The following is a 19,264-nucleotide window of genomic DNA, read 5'->3' on the forward strand; positions in this document are numbered from 1 at the left end:
GAGCCGGGCGGTGGTCGACCACCGCGGGACCACCCCGCGGGACGATGCCAGCATCATGCTGCTGGAGTGGTCCGGCGCCGCCGCGGCGCGGGTGGAGCCCTGAGCGGGCTCAGCGCAGCCCGCGCCAGCCCGGCTCGGTGGCGGTGCCGTCGCCGGGGCCGGTGCTGAGGCCGAGCAGGCGATCGACGGAGGTGATCCGGAGCACCCGCGCCACCAGCGGCTGCGGGTCGGTCACCCGCAGCGTCGCGCCCCGGCCGACCGCCTCGGCGGCGCCCCGGAGCAGGGCGGCCACCCCGGTCGAGTCGAGGAACCCGACCGCGGCGAGCTCGACCACGATCGCCACCAGACCGGGCCGGTCGAGGACCCCGTCCAACGCCCGGTCGAGGGCCGGTACGCCGGCCATGTCGAGGTCACCGACCGGGGCGAGGACCACGCGTCCCGGCCCCGCGTCACGCGTACCGACTTCCATGACCCCCCGCCCCACCCCGATGTGTGCCGCCGCCGCGACCCTACCCGGCGGTATGGGGCGGGAACCACGACCGGGAGGCGCCGCCGCGGCCGGTCACCGGCCAGGCACTCACTCCCGTCCACACTCTCCGTCACTGGCGGCCTGTTAACGGCCACCGCACCGGGCCGCAGGTCAAGTCCACTAGCGGACAACATCAGTCCGCCGACGAGCGCTTGCTCCGCCACTTTCGAACACTTAGCGTTACCGGTAACGGGACCTGGGAGGAGAGGCCGCGGACCGTGGATCCGGCCCGGGATCCACGGTCCGCGCCCGCTCCCTGTGTCAGCGCGGGACGACGCCGAACGAGGTCCAGCCACGGTCCGGGAAACCGGCCGCCTCGGCCACCCGCGCCGAGGCGTGGTTGTGGAAGTTGTGCAGGTAGGTCGGCACGGCTCCCTCGTCGAGCACCCGCCGGGCCGCCTGGGCGACCAGTCGCCGGGCCAGCCCCCGCCCACGGGCGGCCGGCACGGTGCCCACCGCCAGTTCGTGCCCGTGGGCGTCGTGCCGCTTGATGCCCACGCCGGCCAGGTAGCGCCCGTCCGCGTCGCGAACCACCAGCACCTCGCAGTCGAACAGGCGCAGCCAGGGCGGCAGCCCGGGGCTGGTCGACGGGATCCACTCCCCGACGTCGGGCAGCGGCGCCGGGGCGGTGCTCCACCGGAAGCGGCCGGCGTGCGCGGTGAAGTCCGGCGCGCCGACCGCCTTCGGCAGGCTCGGCAGCAGCTGCTCGACGGTCCGGCCACGGACGAGGGCCCGCACCCGGTCGACCCGGTCGGGCGACACCGACAGGATCGTGGACCCGGGGGCGCCGACCGCCCGGGCCGGCCGCAGCCGACCGTCCCAGGCCGGCAGGGCACGCCGGTGCGAGCGGACCACGTGCAGCCCGGGGCCGGCCGGCCACTGCCCCAGCCAGGTGGCCAGGTGCAGGAACAACCGGCGGTCGAGCACCGGGGCCACACCTCCTCACCCGCCGGGTCCGTCGTGTCTCGCGGTGATCACGGTACGCGTGCCGGGCCGGACCGGCCCGGCGGTTGCGTCCGTAAGAACCTCACAACACCTGTGTGGCCCCGGCCGTGGATACGCTGTGCCGCACGGCGGGGAGGTACACGGTGGCGCAACGGGTGCTGGTGGTCGACGACGACCGGACGGTGGCCGACGTGGTGTGCCGGTACCTGGAGCACGCCGGCTACGAGGTGGAGCACGTCGGGGACGGGGCGGGCGCGCTGACCGCGGTGGCCCGGCGCCCACCGCACCTGGTGGTGCTGGACCTGATGCTGCCCGTACTGGACGGGCTGGAGGTCTGCCGGCGGCTGCGGGAGCGGCCGGACGGCGTACCCATCGTCATGCTGACCGCGCGCGGCGACGAGGCCGACCGGATCCTCGGCCTGCAGCTGGGCGCGGACGACTACCTGAGCAAACCGTTCTCCCCCCGCGAGCTGGTGCTGCGGGTCCGGTCGGTGCTGCGCCGGACCGGCGGGGAGCCCGCCGTCGTACCCGCGCAGGTGCTGGCCGACGACGGCCTGGAGGTGGAGACCGGCCCCCGGGTCGCCCGCCTGCACGGCCGCGAGCTGACCCTGACGCTGCGGGAATTCGATCTGCTGGCCCACCTGATGCGCCACCCGGCCCGGGCGTTCCGCCGGGCCGAGCTGCTGGAGAAGGTCTGGGGGTGGAGCTTCGGCGACCAGTCCACGGTGACCGTGCACGTGCGCCGGCTCCGCGAGAAGATCGAGACCGACCCGGCGAACCCCCGGCGGATCGTCACCGTGTGGGGCGTCGGCTACCGCTACGAGCCCGCCGATGCGTGACCTGGCGCTGATCTTCGGGGCGGCGCTGCTCGCCGCGCTCGGTGTCGGGCTGGCCGGCGCGGTCGCCCTGCGGCTGCTGCGCGGCCGGTCGATCACGGTGCACATCTTCGTGCTGCTGACCATGACGGTCGGCGCGGTGGTCGCCGGGGTGGCGGTGATCGCCGAGGCGATGTTCCTCTCCCCGCACGACCTGGAGGTCGTGCTGATCACGGTCTCCGCGGCCGCGGTGGTGAGCCTGGCGGTGGGGTGGCTGTTCGGGCGCCGGCTGGCCGCCGCGGCGGTCTGGGCCGACCAGGCGCGGCAGCGAGAGCGCCGGATCGAGAAGGGCCGCCGCGACCTGGTCGCCTGGGTCTCGCACGACCTGCGCACCCCGCTCGCCGGGCTGCGCGCGATGGCGGAGGCGCTGGAGGACGGGGTGGTCCGCGATCCGGAGACGGTGGCCGAGTACCACCGCCGGATCCGGGTCGAGACCGACCGGATGACCCGGCTGGTCGACGACCTGTTCGAGCTGTCCCGGATCAACGCCGGCGCGCTGCGGCTGTCGCTCTCCACGGTGCCGCTGGGCGACGTGGTCTCGGACGCCCTCGCCGGCACCGCGCCGCTGGCCGCCGCCCGCCGGATCCGGCTGGTCGCCGCCGAGTCGGGCTGGCCCACGGTGACCGGCAGCGAGCCGGAGCTGGCACGGGTGGTGGGCAACCTGCTGCTGAACGCGATCCGCTACACCCCGGAGGACGGCACGGTACGGGTCGAGGCCGGCCGGGAGTCGGACACCGCGTGGCTGGCCGTGGCGGACACCTGCGGCGGCATCCCCGAGTCGGATCTGCCCCGGCTGTTCGACGTGGCCTTCCGGGGGGAGCCGGCGCGGACGCCGCGACCGGGCAACGGCGGCGTCGAGGGATCGGGCGGGCTCGGGCTGGCGATCGTGCGCGGGCTGATTGAGGCGCACGGCGGGCGGGTAGACGTACAGAACATCACCGATGGCTGCCGGTTCGTGGTCCGGTTGCCCGCGGCGGGAACCTGAGGCAGCGGTCCCGCGTCATATCTATTTCCATACATGTACAAGTTTCTCTGGGACGGTAATGGTCATGCCGAATCAGCCGAATGACCGGTACCAGCAGGACACCGAGCGCAGCTGGCAGGCCGTCGAGGCGGCCGGACGGTTCCCCGGGCAACCCCGGTACCGGGAGGCCCGCACCGACGCGGCGCTGTCCTGGGCCGAGCTCAACGCCCTGCCGGCCGGCGTCGGGACCCGGCGCGGCCTCAACACCCGCTGACCGGTCGCCGGAAAGCGACGACACACCCGGCCCGCTCCACCCCGGGGTTTCGCACAGGTGTCGGGTAGCGTCTTCTGGTCCGAGAAGCCGCCAACGACAGGAGAAGCTCCGCGCATGGGCAAGAAGACGATCCACGTCTCCGACTTCAGCGGCCAGGTGCTGCGCCCCGACGACGAGGTGGTCAAAATCGTCGTGCTGGAGCACCCGGACCTGGTCGCCGGGCCCGTGCAGTTGGACGCCACGCCGCTCGAGGTGGAGAGCATCGACGACGCCGCGCTGGACGTGGCCGTGGTGGAGATCCACGACAAGCACGGCGGCGGCGAACCGCGCCGGGTGGTGCTCACCGCCAGCGAGTTCGACGCGATGGCCACCGACGTGCCGATGGCGCAGCTGCTGCGCACCGCCGAGCGGGTGAAGCCGCCGAAGGCGCGGCGCAGCGCCGAGAAGGTCGACTACGGCACCATCGAGCACGCCGGCAAGCCGCACCGGGGCAAGGTGACCGACGAGGAGGCCCGGCTGGTGCGCGAGCACCTCGACGAGGTCAACAAGCGGCTCGCCGACGCGGGCCTCCGCCAGGTCGACCCGGCCGATCCGGAGCACGCCGCCCGGTACGGCTTCCCCACCGCGGACTGACCGCACGGCACCGGGCACGCGCCCCCTCGGCGCGTGCCCGGTCGGTGGAACTCAGGCCATCTTCCGGGTGATCTCGGCGAGCGCGGCGGCGATGGCGCTCTCCATCGCCTCCTTGTCCAGCCCGAGCCCGGTGAGCACGCCGTCGCCACCCTCCTCTTCGAGCAGGGCGAGCAGGATGTGCTCGGTGCCGATGTAGTTGTGCCCGAGACGCAGCGCCTCGCGGAAGGTCAGCTCCAGCACCTTCTTGCCCCGCGTGTCGTACGGGATGAGGTCCGGGACCCGCTCGGCCTTCGCCGGCAGGCTCGCGGCGATCGCCTCCCGGAACCGGTCCAGGGACACCCCCCGCGCCTCGACCAGCTTCGGGGCGAGGGCGTCCGGATCGACCAGTAGCCCCAGCGCCAGGTGGCCCGGCCCGATCTCGGCGTTGCCGGCCGCCCGCGCCTCCTCCTGCGAGGCCATCACCACATTGCGGGCCCGGGGTGTGAACCGGCCGAAGCCGGCGTTCGGGTCCAGCGCGGCGGCCGTCTCCGCCTTGGCGGCGGAGCGCTTCTGGGCCGCCTGCTTGCTGACGCCCATGCTGCGGCCGATCTCCGTCCAGGAGGCGCCGGAGCGGCGGGCCTGGTCGACGAAGTGACCGATCAGGTGGTCGGCCACGTCGCCCAGGTGGTCGGCGATCAGGACCGCGTCGGCGAGCTGGTCCAGCGCGTCGGGGCGCGCCTTCTTGATCCCCTCGATCAGGTCGTCGAGGCGTACGGGGTGGGTCATCTTCATGGGCTCCGTCATGCGTCAACCATAAGTTGACGCATGCCTGTCGTCAACCAAGAGTTGACGGTCGCGGTCGAATCGCCGCCCGGATACGGAAAAGGCTCTGGCCTGGTGGAGAACCACCAGGCCAGAGCCACTATCACCCGTGCGCCGCCAGGGACTCGAACCCCGAACCCGCGGATTAAGAGTCCGCTGCTCTGCCAGTTGAGCTAGCGGCGCTCGTTGGCAACGGGGAGAGACATTAACACGGGCCGAACGGGACCGGACAGGAGGGCGGCTCGCATCACGGGCTCACCACCACGCGCCGGCCGCGCAGCTCCCCCTGCTCGATCATCCGATGCGCCTCGGCGAGCCGGGACAGCGGCATCCGCACCAGCTCGCGGGGCGCGAGCCGGCCGGCGGCCAGCACGCGGTTCACCGCACTGGCGGCATCGGCCAACTCGGCCGTGGTGGCGTGGGAGATGACGAAGCCGAGGACGCTGCGGTCGTTCAGGTAGAGCGGGCCGACCGGCAGCACCGGCCGGGCGCGGGCCCCCGCCAGCAGCACGATCCGCCCGCGTAGCGCGAGCAGGTCCACGACCGGTTCGAGCTCGTTGCGCCCCGAGGTGTCGAGGTGGAGGTCGACGCCGTCGGGGCAGGCCGCCCGCAGCCGGGCGGTCAGGTCGGGAGCGCGGTAGTCGAGCACCTCGCTCGCGCCGAGGCCCCGGCAGTATTCGGCGTCGCGTGCCGAGGTGGTGGCCACCACCCGGGCGCCGGCCGTGGCGGCGAGGGTCACGAGCGCGGCGCCGACGTTGCCGGCCCCACCGGCCACCACGACCATCTCCCCCGGCCGGAGCCGGCCGTGCACGAAGAGGGCCAGGTGGGCCGTCGCGACCGGGTGCAGCATGGTCACCGCGACGGCCGGATCGACCCCGTCCGGCAGCCGGTAGAGCCGGTCGGCCGGCACCACGGCCTGCTCGGCGGCGCTGCCCTGCCGGCCGTCGTACCCGAGGCTAAGGGATTTCGTTAAGCGTCCTCAGTGATCGTGGGCCGGTCGTGGGTGTCGGTGTCTTCTGGTTTGATGCGGGGCGGTGGGGGTCTGTGCCGGCGGTGACTGCTGTGGTGTGGCGGGGTTGTGCGGGCTGGCCCGGGTTTGGGTGTGGTGAGGTTGGTGGCGGGTGAGTCGGACGGTGTCGCTGGCTGAGGGCGAGGCCTCCCGAACCGCGTGTGCCCGCGCTCTTGTGCGTGCTGGCGTGGATGAGAAGTCCGGCGAGGTTCTGTCCCAGGCGGTGCTGGCCGAGCGTGTCGGGTGGTGTGCCGATCTGGTGGCGGGCATGGTGGGCGCCCTGATCAGCGATCACTGGAACGCCGTCGATGTGCGGGTGTTGGCCTCCGGCGTGGACGCGGGCGGCCGACGGCTGCCGTCGAACGCGTGGATGGCGTTGCGGCGGCTGGGTTGGACCGTCACCGTCCCGGCGGGTGTGAGGGTTAATGACCGGATCGTGCGGATGGCGCAGGAGCAGGCCGGGCGAGCGCTGCGCTCGGTGACATGGCATGCCGACCTGACCGCCGCAGTCCTCACGACCTGGCCCGCCGACCCGCGCAAACGCACCCCACAGGAGTGGGATCAGGTGCGGGAGGCGATCCCCGGCGGGAAGGATCTGCCGGCCAACGTCGTCAAGGCGCGTACCCGGCAGGTGGTCAGGTTCCTCAACGCCAACGGTCGCCTCCCGGTGGATGTGTTCGAACTGGAAGACGCGCCGCGGGTTGCGCGGATGTTGTTGCTGTCCGCGTGTGACCGGCAGCAGGCGACCATGGAACGCGGCGAGGCCGATCCGGGCAGGGTGCTGCTGCGCCTGCAGTTGCCGACGCGGCCGGATCCGAGGGGGTATCGGGACTGGACGTGGGTGGCCTGCCCGATCACCCTGCCGCCCACGGTGCCTGCGGGCGGGGTGCTGCACCTACCCACCCTGCGGGTCACCGGCCGGCAGGTACGCGCCGATGTCGCCTACACCCACGCCGTGCCGGCAGCCCGGCGCGCCGGGCACACGGTGGCGCTCGGGGTGGACTGGGGCCTGAACACCCTGCTGAGCGCGGGGGCCCTGCGACGGCATGCCGATGGCCGGATCACGGCGTTGGGCGCCGGTGGTGAGTTCCGGGCCGCCGGAGTCCTCGCCAAGCAGCATCGGCTGCGCCGTCACGGTGAGCGGCTACATGCCAAGGCCGACCACTATCAGCGGCTCATCGGCGTGGACTCGCAGCATCACCTGCTCGGCAAGCTTGCCGTGCTGCGCGAGGAGATCCGCCACGTCTCCCAGCGCCGCCAGAACCTGAATGCCGCGCTCGCGTGGGCTGCCGCCCGCTGGACCGTGGACCAGGCGATCGCCGCGGGCGCGAGCGTGATCTACGTGGAAGACCTGCGGTCGATGGAAGCCAAGGGCATGGGCGCCAGCTTGAACACGCGCCTGTCCCAGCAGGTGCGCGGGCAGATCGTTGACCGGATGCGGCACCTCGCCGCCGAGCAGGGTGTCGCCGTGGTCGGCGTCCCGGCCCGCAACACCTCCAAACACTGCCCGCACTGCCTGACCCCGCTACGGCACCGCAAAGCCCCCGACCAGCCCGCCACCCCGGGCTGGAAGTGGGCCATCTGCCCTCACCAGTCCTGCGGCTGGCAGGGCGACCGCGACCACGGCGCCTGGCGGCGCATCGCCGCCCGCGGCCTCACCCACCAGGGCAACACCGTCACCGATAAGTCCAGCGGGCAGATGATCATCCGAGCCGTGGTCGACAAGCTCGAAGCCTGCGCGGTCATCACCAAGACCAGCCGGGAGGATCGGTCGAAGACCGGTCCCACCCGGCATCAGCCACCACGCCCCGCGCCCAGGCGACGCAGGGCACCCTCCCCCACCCGGCCCCAGGGCCGGGCGGGCAAGCGTCCGGAGGGACACGCACCAACGGACCGGCCAAGGCTGCCCCGCGCAGCCCACCGGCACCAGGACGTGACCACGATCAGCACACCCACCACCGGCCACCGGCCACGAGGAGCCGCCCTGGGCGCAGGATTCCACCTCCACGCCCACGCGACCCCACCCAGGTGGGAAACGATCCCGGAAACCCAAACCGACCCAGGATCCCTAAGCTAATCAGCGACGCTTGCATCAAGCAGACCAAGGTTCTCTGGCGCACGTGCGCGTACTTCGCCTCGCGGTTCTGCGCTGCGGTACGGCCCTTGCCGACCCCTTCGAGGTGAAAGCCCATACACCAGCAACCACCCCAGACGCCGTTGTTCGCCGCTACCAGCCTGGCGAAGTCGTCCCGGGTGTCGACATCCAGCGGACGGGTCGTGTAGGTAGGCGCCGCGTCGTCGGCCATGCCGCCATCCTCCCAGCATCCGGGCGGGGCCTACGCGGTTGCCTGGCGCTCGGCGTCGCTGCGCAGCACGCAGAACTCGTTGCCCTCCGGGTCGGCCATCACGGCCCAGCCGCTGCCGTCGGGATCACGGTGATCGGCGACGATGGTGGCCCCGAGGGAGCCGATACGCTCGACCTCCTGATCGCGTGGCACCTCGGGCTGCAGGCAGATGTGCGTACGGTTCTTGACGCTCTTCGGCTCCGGTACCCGCTGGAAGTAGAGTCTGCTGCCGCCCGGCGGCTCGATCGCCGCCTCGTCGTCGTCGGGCTTCAACTCGGGGTCGACCGGGCAGTCGAAGACCTTGGCCCAGAAGTGCGCCAGCTCGTACGGGTCGGCGCAGTCGAACGCGAAGTTCCGGATAATGGTCCCCATCCGGTCAGCCTCGTGCCTGCCCAGCGAACAGGTCAACTCGAATCGACCGGCGAAGGCGCTGGGATGCGCCACTGATGGCGCGGGTGACGCATGAGTCGCCCCGGGTGTAGAGATCTACGGGCGCATGCGCGGGAGCCTGTGCATTACCCGTTGATGAGCTGCTCTCGCAGAATGTCTGCGTGCCCACAGTGCTGGGCGAGCTCGCGCAGAACGTGGAGATACACCCACCGCAGCGGAAGTGGGCCCCGCCGGTGCCCGCGAAGGATGTCGTCCAGACCCAGGGATGACGTCGCCTGGCGTGAAGCCTCGCAGGCTTCGCGGTGTGCCCGCTGGACGGTGGCGATCGTGTCGTCGTCATCGAGGATGAACGAGCCTTCTGAGTTCGCAGGGATGCCGATCTCAGCGCGCGACCGGCCCGTGACGGCTTCGTCGAACCAGACCTTCTCGACGAAAGCCGCGTGCTTCACAAGACCGAGAAGCGTGGTCCGGGAGACCACCAGCGATCGACGCGCCTGTTCCTCTGTCAGCCCGTCCAAGCAGCGATTGAGCGCGCCGCGGTGCTCGTCGAGGAACGCCTCGAACTGGGCACGGGCCGGCAGTGCGACAACCTGGCCGGCGAACGTAGGCGGGAAGGAAGGCATGGGCGAAGCATCCCAGACCGTCGGGGGACACGGTCGCCAACCGGCTGGACGAGGTGTCGCCGATTCGTGAAGACTGACCCCAGATCAGTCTCGGGACGTGGGTGACACCGCTAGGCTCGACCGTCCGGACGGTGGTGACAGCCCGTAGGCCTTGGAACGAGCGTCGTACGTCCTCACATGCCGATGTGCGGACGCGGTGGCTTACAGATTCACGCGGCTCGTGGCCAGCGGTCCGGCGACTCCAAGGCCCTTCGCTGTACCGCCGCTGACAGAGCGCGTGGCCTTGTCGACTCGGTGTATGAAGGGTTTCGTCAGCCGACAGCGCCCAGGTGGCGCAGGGCGCGGGCGGTGGGGGTGCCGTGGTCGGCGGTGATGAAGACGACTTGCTGGTCGTCGGGGATGGTGAGCACGTCGCAGTTGAGGCGCAGCGGGCCGAGCTGTGGATGGGTGATGGTCTTGATCCGGTGGCTAGGGGCTCGTACCGGGTTGGTGTTCCAGATCTCGGTGAACTCGGGACTGGCGGCGCGCAGCCCGGTCAGGAGGCGGGCGAGGCGCTCGTCGCGGGGGTAGCGGTCGGCGGCGGCGCGCAGCCGCGCCACCGCGATGTGACCGAATTCTTCGGCGCTGGAGCTTTCGTAGCTGCCGAGGCCCAGGAACCGTCGGCGGGCCAGGTTGGGCTCCTGCCTGAGGTTACCCAGCAGGGCGTCGGCGAGCGGATTGAAGGCGATCACGTCGTAGCTGGCGTCGGTGACGACGGCCGCCGCCTCGGGGATGCGGCGCAGCAGGTTGACCATATGCGGGCGGACCTGGCGTACCGGTCCGGCGGGTGGTGCCGGAGTCGCCCCGGCCAGCCGGAACAGGTGAGTCCGCTCGGCCGGGGAGACCCGCAGCGCGTCGGCGAGGGAGTCCAGAATCCGCGGCGACGGATGGGGGCCCCGGGCCTGTTCGAGTCGGGCGTAGTAGTCGACGGACATGTGGGCCAGCTGGGCGACTTCCTCACGGCGCAGGCCGGGGGTACGACGGCGCGGACCGGCGGGCAGGCCGACATCGGCGGGGCGTAGGTCTTCCCGCCGCTGCCGAAGGAACCGCGCCAACTCCTGTCCCGCCATGATTCACCCCCTCCAGAGCCAGGTATCGGTTGTCCCTGGATCGGCCCGGTCGCCGTCGGCATCGTTGCAGCATGAACACCATGAACGATTACACGGCACTGGTCACCGGCGCCAACCAAGGCATCGGCAAGGAAATCGCGCGGCAGCTCGCGGCCGCCGGGGTGATCGTCTACCTCGGCTCTCGCGACCCGGAGCGGGGCCAGCGGGCTGTCGACGAGATCGGCGGCAACGCTCGACTACTCACCCTCGACGTCACCGACGGCCAGAGCGTCGCCGACGCCGCCCGTCAAGTCGAAAACCTGGACATCCTGGTCAACAACGCCGGCATCTCGGTCGACCTGAACCCGGTGACCGAGACCGACGTTGACGCCTTCCGCCGCACCTACGAAACGAACGTGTTCGGGGTCGTGGCGGTCACCAACGCTTTCCTGCCCGCGTTGCGCCGCTCCGCCCGGCCCCGGATCGTGAACCTCTCCAGCGGCACTGGATCACTGGGCTGGAGTACCGGCCCGCAGCCGCAGTTCCCCGCGACGGGCTCACTCGCCGCATACCGATCGTCCAAGACCGCACTGAACGCGCTGACAGTCTTCTACGCCCAAGCGCTCGCCGGCGACGGCTTCAAGGTGAACGCCCTCGCGCCCGGGCTACGCAAAACCAATCTCAACGTGACCGCCGCCGCCAGCGGCGGAGACCCGGCCGAAGCCGCAGCTGGCGCGGTCAAACTGGCACTGCTGCCCGACGACGGCCCCACCGGCGAATTCCTCTCCTGGGACGGAACCCGCGTGCCGTGGTGATCACCACTCGCGCAACCCGCCCAACCTCGGCGTCATCGCATCCGAGTCAGCGCTGCGCCTGCCTCGCTAATCGAGACACACGCTATTGCCGCTGACCGCGTCGTCCGGTCCTGGAGTTTCACAGACCGTGATGTGCCCCGGCGTTTTGGTGTCACGCACGTCCTGATACCGACCACCTGCGCCAACTCCTCGCCGACGACGGCCAACCGGCCGGGCCACCACCGATCGCCACCGGACCCGTCCAGGCCGGCGCCCCGATCGAGGTCGAACGGCTCGTCAACGCCACCGGCCTGATCGGCCTCGCCGGCCGGCAACACCCCGTCGGCTACCACTTCGCCGGCAGGCGCGTCACCGTCCGACTCGACCGCGGCCTGATGCAGATCACCGCCGGCGGCGTCCTGCTCCGCAGCCTGCCCAACCCCCTCACCGCCGCCGAGATCACCAAGATTCGCGACGCCCGCCCCGCCGGACCACCACCCACCCCGGCACCCGAACCCGTGCGGGTCGAACGCCGCGTCAGCTGCCGAGGAGCCCTGGTCATCGCCGGTCAACGCATCCACGTCGGCGCAGGCCACGCCGGCCGCACCGTCACCGTCACCGTCGAGCAAGCCGAGACCACATTCCGGGTCTATGACGGCGACCTGCTCCTCACCGAGACTACCCGCACCACCACCAAGCAGGTGACGCGGTTCAAGGCGCGAAAGCCCGAGCCACCACGACGCCCGTCGCTGCCCAGCGAACCGGGTCTGCGACCATCCCCGCATGGTCAACGTGGTGATCGACGACAACCGTGACGACCCCGCTGTCGTCATGGTGATGCTGCAGGGGCCGTCATGGGAACTGCACGTCTGGATCTACCTCAGCGAACTCGGCCGCCTTCGGTCATTGCGCGAGGCCGACTGGACCGCACGGCGATCCGTGCAAATTGGCGAAGACGGCGCCGGCGTGCCCGTGCACTGGTCGATCACAGACGACACCCTCGCAGCCTTAATCGGCCCTGACGACCAAACCTGGCACACCGCAATCTTCATGCCCCTCGACATGATCGACCGCCTCACACAGGAAGCTGCGGACCTCCTGCCCCCGCCAGAACCGCCGACGCCTTACCCTGGCCAACTAGAGGTCTTCTAGCCGGACGTGTCACCCACGTCCCGAGACTGATCTGTCACGCAGGTCCCGAGACCCGACATTTGCCGACAGCCGGTCTCCTGCGCCGGGTGATGGTTGACACCGTGGCCTCGAATGATGCTTTACATGATCGTGGCGACCGCGCGACTCGCGGCAGATTCGGGCGCCTTGTCGACCCGCTCTCCGTGGGCGATCATGCCCGCTGGGCAGCCGCGCCGATCGCGGCGTGCAGGTCTCGTAGCGCCTGCTGCACGTCGCTGGCGGGCCGGGGGAGGGCGGCCTCGACAGTGGCCAGGGCGGACAGGAAGTGCCGGCCTGCCGTGGTGTGAGCGTGTTGGCCTGCGTCGGTGAGCGTGATGCGGTACGAGCGACGATCCTGTGGGTGTGGAACCTGCCGGACGTGCCCGCGCGCGACTAGTCGCTTGACGTGGCTGGAAACCGTCGTTGCCGGGGCGGACATCCACCGGGCGAGTTCGCCTGGGCTGATCTCGCCGGCCTGGCGCAGTACGGAGTAGACGGCGAAGTCCTCGGCGTCCAGACCGGTGCCGGCCAGCGCGCTGTCCAGCAGTGCGATGGCGGCGCGGGCCGTGAGCCAGGTGTCGAAGAGCACGTTCGACGGATCATCACCCTTGACAGAACTGCTGCGATCTCGCACTATCTCCCCCAGGGGCAAGTATTGCGAAATCGTAGCATCGGAGGTTGTGGTGAAGGCGTGGCGCGCGATGAGCCGTGGCCGGGTGGTCGTAGCTGTCTGGGTTCTCTACGGGATCAGCGCACTGGCCATGTTCGGCTGGCCCGGCCTGACCGGCGCGGTCTCCCGGGCCTGCCACGGGCGGAGCGCCCTGGACGTACGCAGCCACTGGACCGCCGCGGATGCACGCGATCTGGTCGCGGCCTGCGGTACCGAGGGGCGGGCGGCCTATCTCCGGCTGGAATTGCTCGACCTCGTGTACCCGCTGCTCTGCGGCCTGGCCCTGCTGCTCGTATCCTCCCTGTTGATCCGGCGCTTGCCGGGCCGGAGGTGGCGTCTCCTGCTGATCCCCGCAGTCGCGATGACCGTGCTCGACTACGGCGAGAACGCTGCTGTCTGGAACATTCTGTCGACTTGGCCCGCCGTCGGGGACCTGCCCGCACACCTCGGCGGGGTCGCCACCGTAGCGAAGCGCGCCGTGGGTCTCGTGGCCTACCTCGCCGTTCCGCTGCTTCTCCTCACCGTCGGCCTTGATCGGCTTCGAGTCCGGGCTCGGAATCGGGCCGGGGCTGCGGACTCCCTCCGGTGAGGGCACCGGCAGAGCCGATCAAGGTCTCATTCATCTCCGGCACCGCACGTTCAACAGTCATGTACTCCATCCGATCGCGGCGAACACTTCGGGAGTGACCGCACATCGGCTACTTAGAGACTTGGTCCAGGACCGATGTCCGGCCAGACTCGGTCCAGGTGCCCGGCGAGACGCTCCCACATTGCGGCTGCCCACCGGTGTCATTGGTGTGGCTCTCTCATGGCCTGCGGTTTCGCCGGGCGCCGCGCGAGGAGAGGCTGGAAAGGGGTTTGCCCTGCTCGAAGTAGCGTTGCCCTCCTTGCGGACAACTCCGTGCAGTTCAGCCAGGGGAGGCGCCGATGAGCGTGATCATCGGGATGGACCCGCACAAGCGTTCAGCCACCATCGAGGTCGTCGACGAACGCGGCCGGGTGCTCGCAGTGGGCAGGTACGGCACTGACAAGACCGGCTACGCGCAGATGCTCGCCGCCGGCCGCAAGTACGCCGATCGGGTCTGGGCGGTCGAGGGCTGCAACGGCATCGGCAAACACATCGCCCACCGCCTGCTGCATGACGGTGAGACGGTGCTCGACGTGCCCGCGAAGCTGTCGGCACAGGTGCGGGTGTTCGCCACCGGCAATGGCCGCAAGACCGACCCGGTGGATGCGCACTCGGTCGCGATGGTCGCACTGCGCACCCCGAACCTCGTGCAGGTCCAGCTCGACCCGGACCTGCAGGTGATGGGAATGCTGGTCGACCGCCGCGACGAGCTGGGCCGCGCACGGACGCAGACCATCAACCGGCTGCACCGGCTGCTGCTGGAGCTTTTCCCAGGCGGGGCAAAGCAATTCCTGTCCGCGCGGCAGGCACGTGCGCTGATCGCGACCATCAAGCCCCGCGACATCGTGGGCAAGACCCGGCGTCGCCTCGCGGTCGAGCTCATCGGTGAACTCGAGGGCGTCGACAAGAAGATCAAGGCCGCGGAAAGGGACCTCAAGGAGCTGGTAGTCGCCCGCGGCTCCACCCTGATGGAGTTGCACGGCATCGGCCCCTCAGGTGCAGCTCGGCTGCTGGCTGACGTCGGCGACATCCGCCGCTTCGCCGACCGCGACCGGTTCGCGTCCTGGAACGGCACCGCCCCACTGGACGCATCCTCCGGCGACCAGAAGCGTCACCGACTCTCCCGCGCCGGCAACCGGCGGATCAACCGGACTCTGCACATCATGGCCGTCGTCCAGCTGCGCAACCGCACCGAAGGCCGCGCCTATTTCGACGCGAAGAAGGCCGCCGGGAAGACCTCCATGGAAGCCATGCGCGCCCTCAAACGCCGACTGTCGAACGTCGCCTACGCCCGCATGGTCGCCGACCAAAAACGCAGGCAGGCGGCGGATCCGGGAGGGCACTCGGGGACGACTCTGCAATCCAGCGTGACCGACCTGACCCCGGACATCGGCCCTTCGGACAAGCCACTTCCCGGACCCGCCACCAACCACCCTAAACCCCTGGTTCCAGCGGCGCCTTGACATAAAGGGGCGCCATGAGCGGACGTGTCGCAACGCCGATCATGGCCAGTCCGTGTCGGCCCTTGGATCGGCCGGCTCCGAGGTGATCATGTAAAGCATCAGGCGAGGCCGTGGTGTCAACCATCATGCGAGACCAGGCATTTGCCGACAGCCGGTCGACTCGTACATGTGTTCGAGTAGGCTGCTGCCGGTGGAGGTACGCGGGCGATGGTGGAACGGGTCGTGGGGTCGCATGGCCCGGCGGGACATCTGGCTGCACTCCGACCGCCGGCTGTGGCGGGTCCGTGGCCGCATCGGTGGCGATGAAGGGCAGGAGGTGTCGTCCGACTTCCCGGACGAAGCATCCGCCCGGGCGATGGTCGACCGAATGATGAAGGCCTCGGCCGGCACCTGGCGGGATCTCACGGAGGCAATCCGGCAGGAGTCCGACCGCCGGCAGACTCACTAGTCCTGCACCGGCCGTGGGTCGGGCCCTTGACCGGCTGCGCACACTGGGGGCAGGCAGCTCACACGGGGGAGGTCGAAATGCGCTGGCTCATCCTTCTGATCATCATCGCAGCGACCGTGTCTGCGGCCGGACTGTGGCGCCGCACCAGGCGGACCCCCGTCGACGGCGACCAGGTGCGTGGCCTGCAGGCGTCGGCCGAGGCCCGCCGCCGGCTCGACGACCACCGGAACCGGACGGACGGCAGCAACATCGACAACCGCGGCGTGGGCGGCTGGAGTCCCTGACCTAACCGGCCGGCCGCTGACGGCTGGCGCTCAACGGCAGACATCGGCCCGGACGTGCACACCGCACCACGGCGGAAGGGAGCGTTGTGGTCGGGTGAGTAGGTTGGCTGCTCGCTCGGCTGCTCGGCCTCGCGATGACAAGCAAAAGGCCCAGGTCATAGTCGGCGATCAAGCCGGTGACCTGGGCCTTTCTATGGAGCCGCCTGACGGAATCGAACCGTCGACCTACGCATTACGAGTGCGTCGCTCTAGCCGACTGAGCTAAGGCGGCAACGATCGTCAAGTGTACGGCACGGCCCGGCGGAAGCCGAACGGGATCCCCCCGCCCGTAATCCGGACATCGAGGCAGGCCCGGTACGTTTCGGGGAGGGCGCTCGCGTTCGGGGAGGACTACCCTGCGGCGGGTGAGCGACGATCACCTGCCACCACCGCAGTCGATCCCCGAGGCGCACCCCGGTGACCGGGCCTCCCGCCGGCCGCGCAGTCTGGACCCCCTGGAGCTGGGGTTCACCCCCCGCAAGCCGGTGCCCTGGCTCGCGCCGCTGCTGCTGATCCAGACCGGCCTGCGGACCCTGCTGGCGATGCTGTTCGGGGCATATCTGGACAAGCGGGAGCTGCAGAACGCCTTCGGGGACGCCACGTTCCGCCAGGTCGGGCCGGACGGCGGGTTGTGGCTGGACTACGTGGCCGACCTGGGGGACGGCTTCGACGCCACCTACTCCGTTGCGTACCTGCTCGCCCAGCCGGAGCTGGAGGTGGACGGGCACCGGCTGCCCCGGGCACAGACCCTGGTGATGGGAGGCGACGAGGTCTACCCGTCGGCGTCCTACGAGGCGTACGAGGACCGGTGCAAGGGGCCGTACCAGGCGGCGCTGCCGCTCTCGCCGCCCGAGCGGCCGACCCTTTTCGCGGTCCCCGGCAACCACGACTGGTACGACGGCCTGACCGCGTTCCTGCGGCTCTTCGTCCGCTCCCGGGACCGGCACTTCGCAGGCTGGGGCACCGGCCAGTCCCGCTCGTACTTCGCGGTGGAGCTGCCCGCCGACTGGTGGCTGATCGGCCTCGACGACCAGTCCGGGTCGTACCTGGACGACCCGCAGCTCACCTACTTCGACGAGGTCGCCCGCAAGCTCGGCCCGCGCGCGAAGGTCATCCTGGCGGTGCCGGCACCCACCTGGGTCAAGGCCGTCGACCATCCGACCGCGTACGACTCGATCGACTACTTCATCCGTACGATCATCGCCCCCACCGGCGCGCAGGTGCGGCTGCTGATCTCCGGCGACCTGCACCACTACGCCCGCTACACCGGTCCGGAGCGGCAGCTGATCACCTGCGGGGGCGGCGGCGCCTACCTCTACCCGACGCACGAGCTGCCGGAGCGGCTGGAGGTGCCGCCGCGCGACACGCTCGCCCGCCGGGCCAGCCGCACCCGGGAGTACGACCTCGCGGCCCGCTACCCGGACAAGGCGCGCTCGCGCCGCTACGGCTGGGGGATCTTTGCCCGGCTGCCGTTCCGCAACCCGGGCTTCACCACGCTGCTCGGCACCCTGCACACGCTGCTGATGCTGGCCATGGCGGGGGTGACGGCGCACCACGTGGGCACCACGGAGCAGCGGCTGCTCAGCGTCCCGCTGGTGATCATGGTGGTGGTGACCATGCTGAGCGCGGCGTTCTTCGCCCAGCCTCCCAGTGCCGCCAAGAAACGGCACGTCCGGCACTGGCTCCTCGGCATCTCGCACGGCCTGGCGCACGTGGCACTGGGCGCCGCCGGCACCTGGCTCTGGCTGCAGCTGCCCTTCTACGACTGGCCCTGGCCGCTGCCGGCGGCCGCCGCCGCCGTGCTGTACGGCCCGGTGATCGGCCTGGTCTCCAGCCAGCTCGTCGCGCTCTACCTGCTGGTGGCCGGCTCCTTCGGGGTCAACCTGAACGAACTGTTCGCCGCCCAGGGCATCGAGGACTCGAAGGCGTTCCTGCGCTTCCGGTTCGACCCGGACGGGACACTGACCATCTACCCGATCACCCTAGACAAGGTCTCCCACGCCTGGCAGGTGAACCCGGACCAGTTCCCCACCGCCTCCTGGCTCCTCCCCAAGACCCCCCTCACACCCCGCCTCGCGGAACCCCCCATCGTCCTGCGTTGACCCGAGCCCCGTTGATCAAGGGGTCTGCGCCACCGGAACCGCGATTTCCGACGCAAACCCCTTGATCAACGCGCCCGCGGGGGGGGCGGCGCGAGGGGGATCAGGGGGTGTAGTGCTGGTCGTGGGCCTGGCGGGGGGCGCAGACGGAGGCGCGGCTGCACGAGCAGCGGGAACCGTCGGCGTCGAGGCGGACCGTGACCGAGTCTCGCGGCACGCTGTGGCCGACGACCCTGCCCTCGCCCTCCGGCGTGGCGACCCGGCTCCCGATCGCCGGTGCCGACTCCTGGAACCGCTGATAGAGGGGATGTTCGTACTTCAGGCAGCACATCAGCCGGCCACAGGCGCCGGAGATGCGCAGCGGGTTGAGCGGGAGGTCCTGGTCCTTCGCCATGCGGATGGTGACCGGCTCGAAGTCGTTGAGGAAGGTGGCGCAGCACAGGTCGCGGCCGCACGACCCGATCCCACCTTGCACCCGCGCCGAGTCGCGGGCGGAGAGCTGCCGCAGCTCGACCCGGCAGTGCAGGGTCGCCCCCAGGTCGCGGACCAGGGAGCGGAAGTCCACCCGGTGCGGCGCGGTGAAATAGATGGTGGTGCGGTCGCTGCCGGACTCCGGCGTGGCGAGGACATGGTCGACCGCCACCACCTTCATCGGCAGCCCGTGCTCGCGGATCAGCCGCTTAGCCGCGACCTTGGCGTCCGCCTTGCGCCGGCGCAGCAGCTCGTCGCGGCGCAGGTCCTCCTCCTCGGCCAGCCCGGCCAGCCGGGGGAAGCCGGCGGTGTCCTCACCGACCCACTGCGCGGCCCAGACGCACTCGGCCACCTCGGGACCCTCGTCGGTAGGCACCAGCACCCTGTCGCCCACCTGCGGGCGTAGCTCACCCGGATCCAGGTAGTAGAGGCGCCCGTACCGGTTGAAGCTGACCGCGCAGAGCATGCCCATGCCCTCCACCCTACGACCTTTGCAGGGCGCGGGCCGGGCCGGCCGTCGCCGCCCGGTCACCCGGCGCAGCGATCCACGATTGTCGACTCGACCGAACCGCTTTCGACCATCGTGCCGCTGATCCTCGCCCGGACGGCTGAAACATCAGCGAGCCGGGGGACAAACGGCGGCCGACCGCGTTGAGTGAAGACAGACCTGCGGGGGGTGCAGGGGAGGGCCACGGCGTCGCCGCCAGAGCCCGGCCACGGCC

The 19,264-nt window shown here is 70.7% G+C and carries 22 protein-coding genes and 2 tRNA genes; 13 read left to right on the plus strand and 11 right to left on the minus strand.

Annotated elements, in window-relative coordinates; genetic code table 11:
* Nucleotides 1-109 precede the first annotated feature (109 nt).
* Both ACWEVO_RS08405 and ACWEVO_RS08410 read right to left on the minus strand, forming a co-directional pair.
* Complete coding sequence (locus ACWEVO_RS08405) at nucleotides 110-469, minus strand: STAS domain-containing protein (protein WP_452306908.1); 360 nt, start codon at nucleotides 467-469, stop codon at nucleotides 110-112.
* 321 nt (nucleotides 470-790) lie between these two features.
* Nucleotides 791-1,456 (minus strand): GNAT family N-acetyltransferase, encoded by a 666-nt coding sequence (locus ACWEVO_RS08410; RefSeq protein WP_452306909.1) that lies wholly within the window; start codon nucleotides 1,454-1,456, stop codon nucleotides 791-793.
* A 161-nt stretch (nucleotides 1,457-1,617) separates the two neighbouring features.
* On the opposite strand from ACWEVO_RS08410, the gene ACWEVO_RS08415 reads away from it, so the two are divergent.
* The 4 genes from ACWEVO_RS08415 (at nucleotide 1,618) to ACWEVO_RS08430 (ending at nucleotide 4,220) form a co-directional block, all read left to right on the plus strand.
* Nucleotides 1,618-2,313 (plus strand): response regulator transcription factor, encoded by a 696-nt coding sequence (locus ACWEVO_RS08415; RefSeq protein ID WP_452306910.1) that lies wholly within the window; start codon nucleotides 1,618-1,620, stop codon nucleotides 2,311-2,313.
* On the plus strand, nucleotides 2,306-3,334 hold the full coding sequence (locus tag ACWEVO_RS08420; protein WP_452306911.1) for a sensor histidine kinase: 1,029 nt from the start codon (nucleotides 2,306-2,308) through the stop codon (nucleotides 3,332-3,334). Before ACWEVO_RS08415 ends, ACWEVO_RS08420 begins: the two co-directional genes overlap by 8 nt.
* Nucleotides 3,335-3,398: 64 nt before the next feature.
* Nucleotides 3,399-3,587 carry a DNA repair protein gene (locus ACWEVO_RS08425; RefSeq protein WP_452306912.1) on the plus strand — a complete coding sequence of 63 codons (189 nt, stop codon included), beginning with the start codon at nucleotides 3,399-3,401 and terminating at the stop codon, nucleotides 3,585-3,587.
* Nucleotides 3,588-3,701: 114 nt separating this feature from the next.
* The gene (locus tag ACWEVO_RS08430) at nucleotides 3,702-4,220 is read left to right on the plus strand and encodes a hypothetical protein (protein WP_452306913.1); all 519 of its coding nucleotides are present in this window, start codon (nucleotides 3,702-3,704) and stop codon (nucleotides 4,218-4,220) included.
* Between the two features lie 51 nt (nucleotides 4,221-4,271).
* Here the strand turns inward: ACWEVO_RS08430 and ACWEVO_RS08435 are convergent, their stop codons facing one another.
* The 3 genes from ACWEVO_RS08435 to ACWEVO_RS08445 form a co-directional block, all read right to left on the minus strand.
* Entirely contained in the window at nucleotides 4,272-5,003 is a 732-nt protein-coding gene (locus ACWEVO_RS08435) for a Clp protease N-terminal domain-containing protein (RefSeq protein WP_452306914.1), read from the minus strand.
* Between the two features lie 128 nt (nucleotides 5,004-5,131).
* Nucleotides 5,132-5,204: transfer RNA gene (locus tag ACWEVO_RS08440), tRNA-Lys, on the minus strand.
* Nucleotides 5,205-5,268: 64 nt separating this feature from the next.
* A complete protein-coding gene (locus tag ACWEVO_RS08445) occupies nucleotides 5,269-5,931 on the minus strand; it encodes a zinc-binding dehydrogenase (protein ID WP_452306915.1) in 663 nt (220 codons plus the stop codon).
* Between the two features lie 286 nt (nucleotides 5,932-6,217).
* On the opposite strand from ACWEVO_RS08445, the gene ACWEVO_RS08450 reads away from it, so the two are divergent.
* Nucleotides 6,218-8,107 carry a zinc ribbon domain-containing protein gene (locus tag ACWEVO_RS08450; protein WP_452306916.1) on the plus strand — a complete coding sequence of 630 codons (1,890 nt, stop codon included), beginning with the start codon at nucleotides 6,218-6,220 and terminating at the stop codon, nucleotides 8,105-8,107.
* Between the two features lie 259 nt (nucleotides 8,108-8,366).
* On the opposite strand, the gene ACWEVO_RS08455 is transcribed toward ACWEVO_RS08450, so the two are convergent.
* The 3 genes from ACWEVO_RS08455 to ACWEVO_RS08465 all read right to left on the minus strand — a co-directional run bounded on the left by ACWEVO_RS08455 (nucleotide 8,367) and on the right by ACWEVO_RS08465 (nucleotide 10,497).
* On the minus strand, nucleotides 8,367-8,747 hold the full coding sequence (locus ACWEVO_RS08455; protein ID WP_452306917.1) for a VOC family protein: 381 nt from the start codon (nucleotides 8,745-8,747) through the stop codon (nucleotides 8,367-8,369).
* Between the two features lie 143 nt (nucleotides 8,748-8,890).
* Nucleotides 8,891-9,388 (minus strand): DinB family protein, encoded by a 498-nt coding sequence (locus tag ACWEVO_RS08460; protein WP_452306918.1) that lies wholly within the window; start codon nucleotides 9,386-9,388, stop codon nucleotides 8,891-8,893.
* Nucleotides 9,389-9,699: 311 nt separating this feature from the next.
* Nucleotides 9,700-10,497: a helix-turn-helix transcriptional regulator gene (locus ACWEVO_RS08465; protein WP_452306919.1), complete on the minus strand. Its 798-nt coding sequence runs from the start codon at nucleotides 10,495-10,497 to the stop codon at nucleotides 9,700-9,702.
* A gap of 71 nt (nucleotides 10,498-10,568) precedes the next feature.
* Here ACWEVO_RS08465 and ACWEVO_RS08470 point away from each other — a divergent pair, with 71 nt between their 5' ends.
* The 3 genes from ACWEVO_RS08470 (at nucleotide 10,569) to ACWEVO_RS08480 (ending at nucleotide 12,422) form a co-directional block, all read left to right on the plus strand.
* A complete protein-coding gene (locus ACWEVO_RS08470; RefSeq protein WP_452306920.1) occupies nucleotides 10,569-11,291 on the plus strand; it encodes an SDR family oxidoreductase in 723 nt (240 codons plus the stop codon).
* A 374-nt stretch (nucleotides 11,292-11,665) separates the two neighbouring features.
* Nucleotides 11,666-12,085: a hypothetical protein gene (locus ACWEVO_RS08475; RefSeq protein WP_452306921.1), complete on the plus strand. Its 420-nt coding sequence runs from the start codon at nucleotides 11,666-11,668 to the stop codon at nucleotides 12,083-12,085.
* On the plus strand, nucleotides 12,054-12,422 hold the full coding sequence (locus ACWEVO_RS08480; RefSeq protein ID WP_452306922.1) for a hypothetical protein: 369 nt from the start codon (nucleotides 12,054-12,056) through the stop codon (nucleotides 12,420-12,422). The genes ACWEVO_RS08475 and ACWEVO_RS08480 overlap by 32 nt, the downstream gene beginning before the upstream one ends.
* A gap of 190 nt (nucleotides 12,423-12,612) precedes the next feature.
* Here ACWEVO_RS08480 and ACWEVO_RS08485 read toward each other — a convergent pair whose 3' ends face one another.
* Nucleotides 12,613-13,029, minus strand: coding sequence for a MarR family winged helix-turn-helix transcriptional regulator (locus ACWEVO_RS08485; protein WP_452306923.1), 417 nt, complete (start codon nucleotides 13,027-13,029; stop codon nucleotides 12,613-12,615).
* Nucleotides 13,030-13,048: 19 nt separating this feature from the next.
* Here ACWEVO_RS08485 and ACWEVO_RS08490 point away from each other — a divergent pair, with 19 nt between their 5' ends.
* From ACWEVO_RS08490 to ACWEVO_RS08505, 4 genes are all read left to right on the plus strand, one after another.
* On the plus strand, nucleotides 13,049-13,699 hold the full coding sequence (locus tag ACWEVO_RS08490; protein WP_452306924.1) for a hypothetical protein: 651 nt from the start codon (nucleotides 13,049-13,051) through the stop codon (nucleotides 13,697-13,699).
* 338 nt (nucleotides 13,700-14,037) lie between these two features.
* A complete protein-coding gene (locus ACWEVO_RS08495) occupies nucleotides 14,038-15,201 on the plus strand; it encodes an IS110 family transposase (RefSeq protein ID WP_452306925.1) in 1,164 nt (387 codons plus the stop codon).
* A gap of 190 nt (nucleotides 15,202-15,391) precedes the next feature.
* A complete protein-coding gene (locus tag ACWEVO_RS08500; protein ID WP_452306926.1) occupies nucleotides 15,392-15,649 on the plus strand; it encodes a hypothetical protein in 258 nt (85 codons plus the stop codon).
* 77 nt (nucleotides 15,650-15,726) lie between these two features.
* A complete protein-coding gene (locus ACWEVO_RS08505) occupies nucleotides 15,727-15,933 on the plus strand; it encodes a hypothetical protein (protein ID WP_452306927.1) in 207 nt (68 codons plus the stop codon).
* A 194-nt stretch (nucleotides 15,934-16,127) separates the two neighbouring features.
* Here the strand turns inward: ACWEVO_RS08505 and ACWEVO_RS08510 are convergent.
* Nucleotides 16,128-16,204 (minus strand) — tRNA-Thr (locus tag ACWEVO_RS08510).
* A gap of 133 nt (nucleotides 16,205-16,337) precedes the next feature.
* On the opposite strand from ACWEVO_RS08510, the gene ACWEVO_RS08515 reads away from it, so the two are divergent.
* On the plus strand, nucleotides 16,338-18,074 hold the full coding sequence (locus ACWEVO_RS08515) for a metallophosphoesterase family protein (protein ID WP_452306928.1): 1,737 nt from the start codon (nucleotides 16,338-16,340) through the stop codon (nucleotides 18,072-18,074).
* Nucleotides 18,075-18,174: 100 nt separating this feature from the next.
* Here the strand turns inward: ACWEVO_RS08515 and ACWEVO_RS08520 are convergent, their stop codons facing one another.
* Nucleotides 18,175-19,014 carry a PSP1 domain-containing protein gene (locus ACWEVO_RS08520; RefSeq protein ID WP_452306929.1) on the minus strand — a complete coding sequence of 280 codons (840 nt, stop codon included), beginning with the start codon at nucleotides 19,012-19,014 and terminating at the stop codon, nucleotides 18,175-18,177.
* Nucleotides 19,015-19,264: the final 250 nt, after the last annotated feature.

Source organism: Micromonospora sp. NPDC003776, assembly GCF_053605645.1.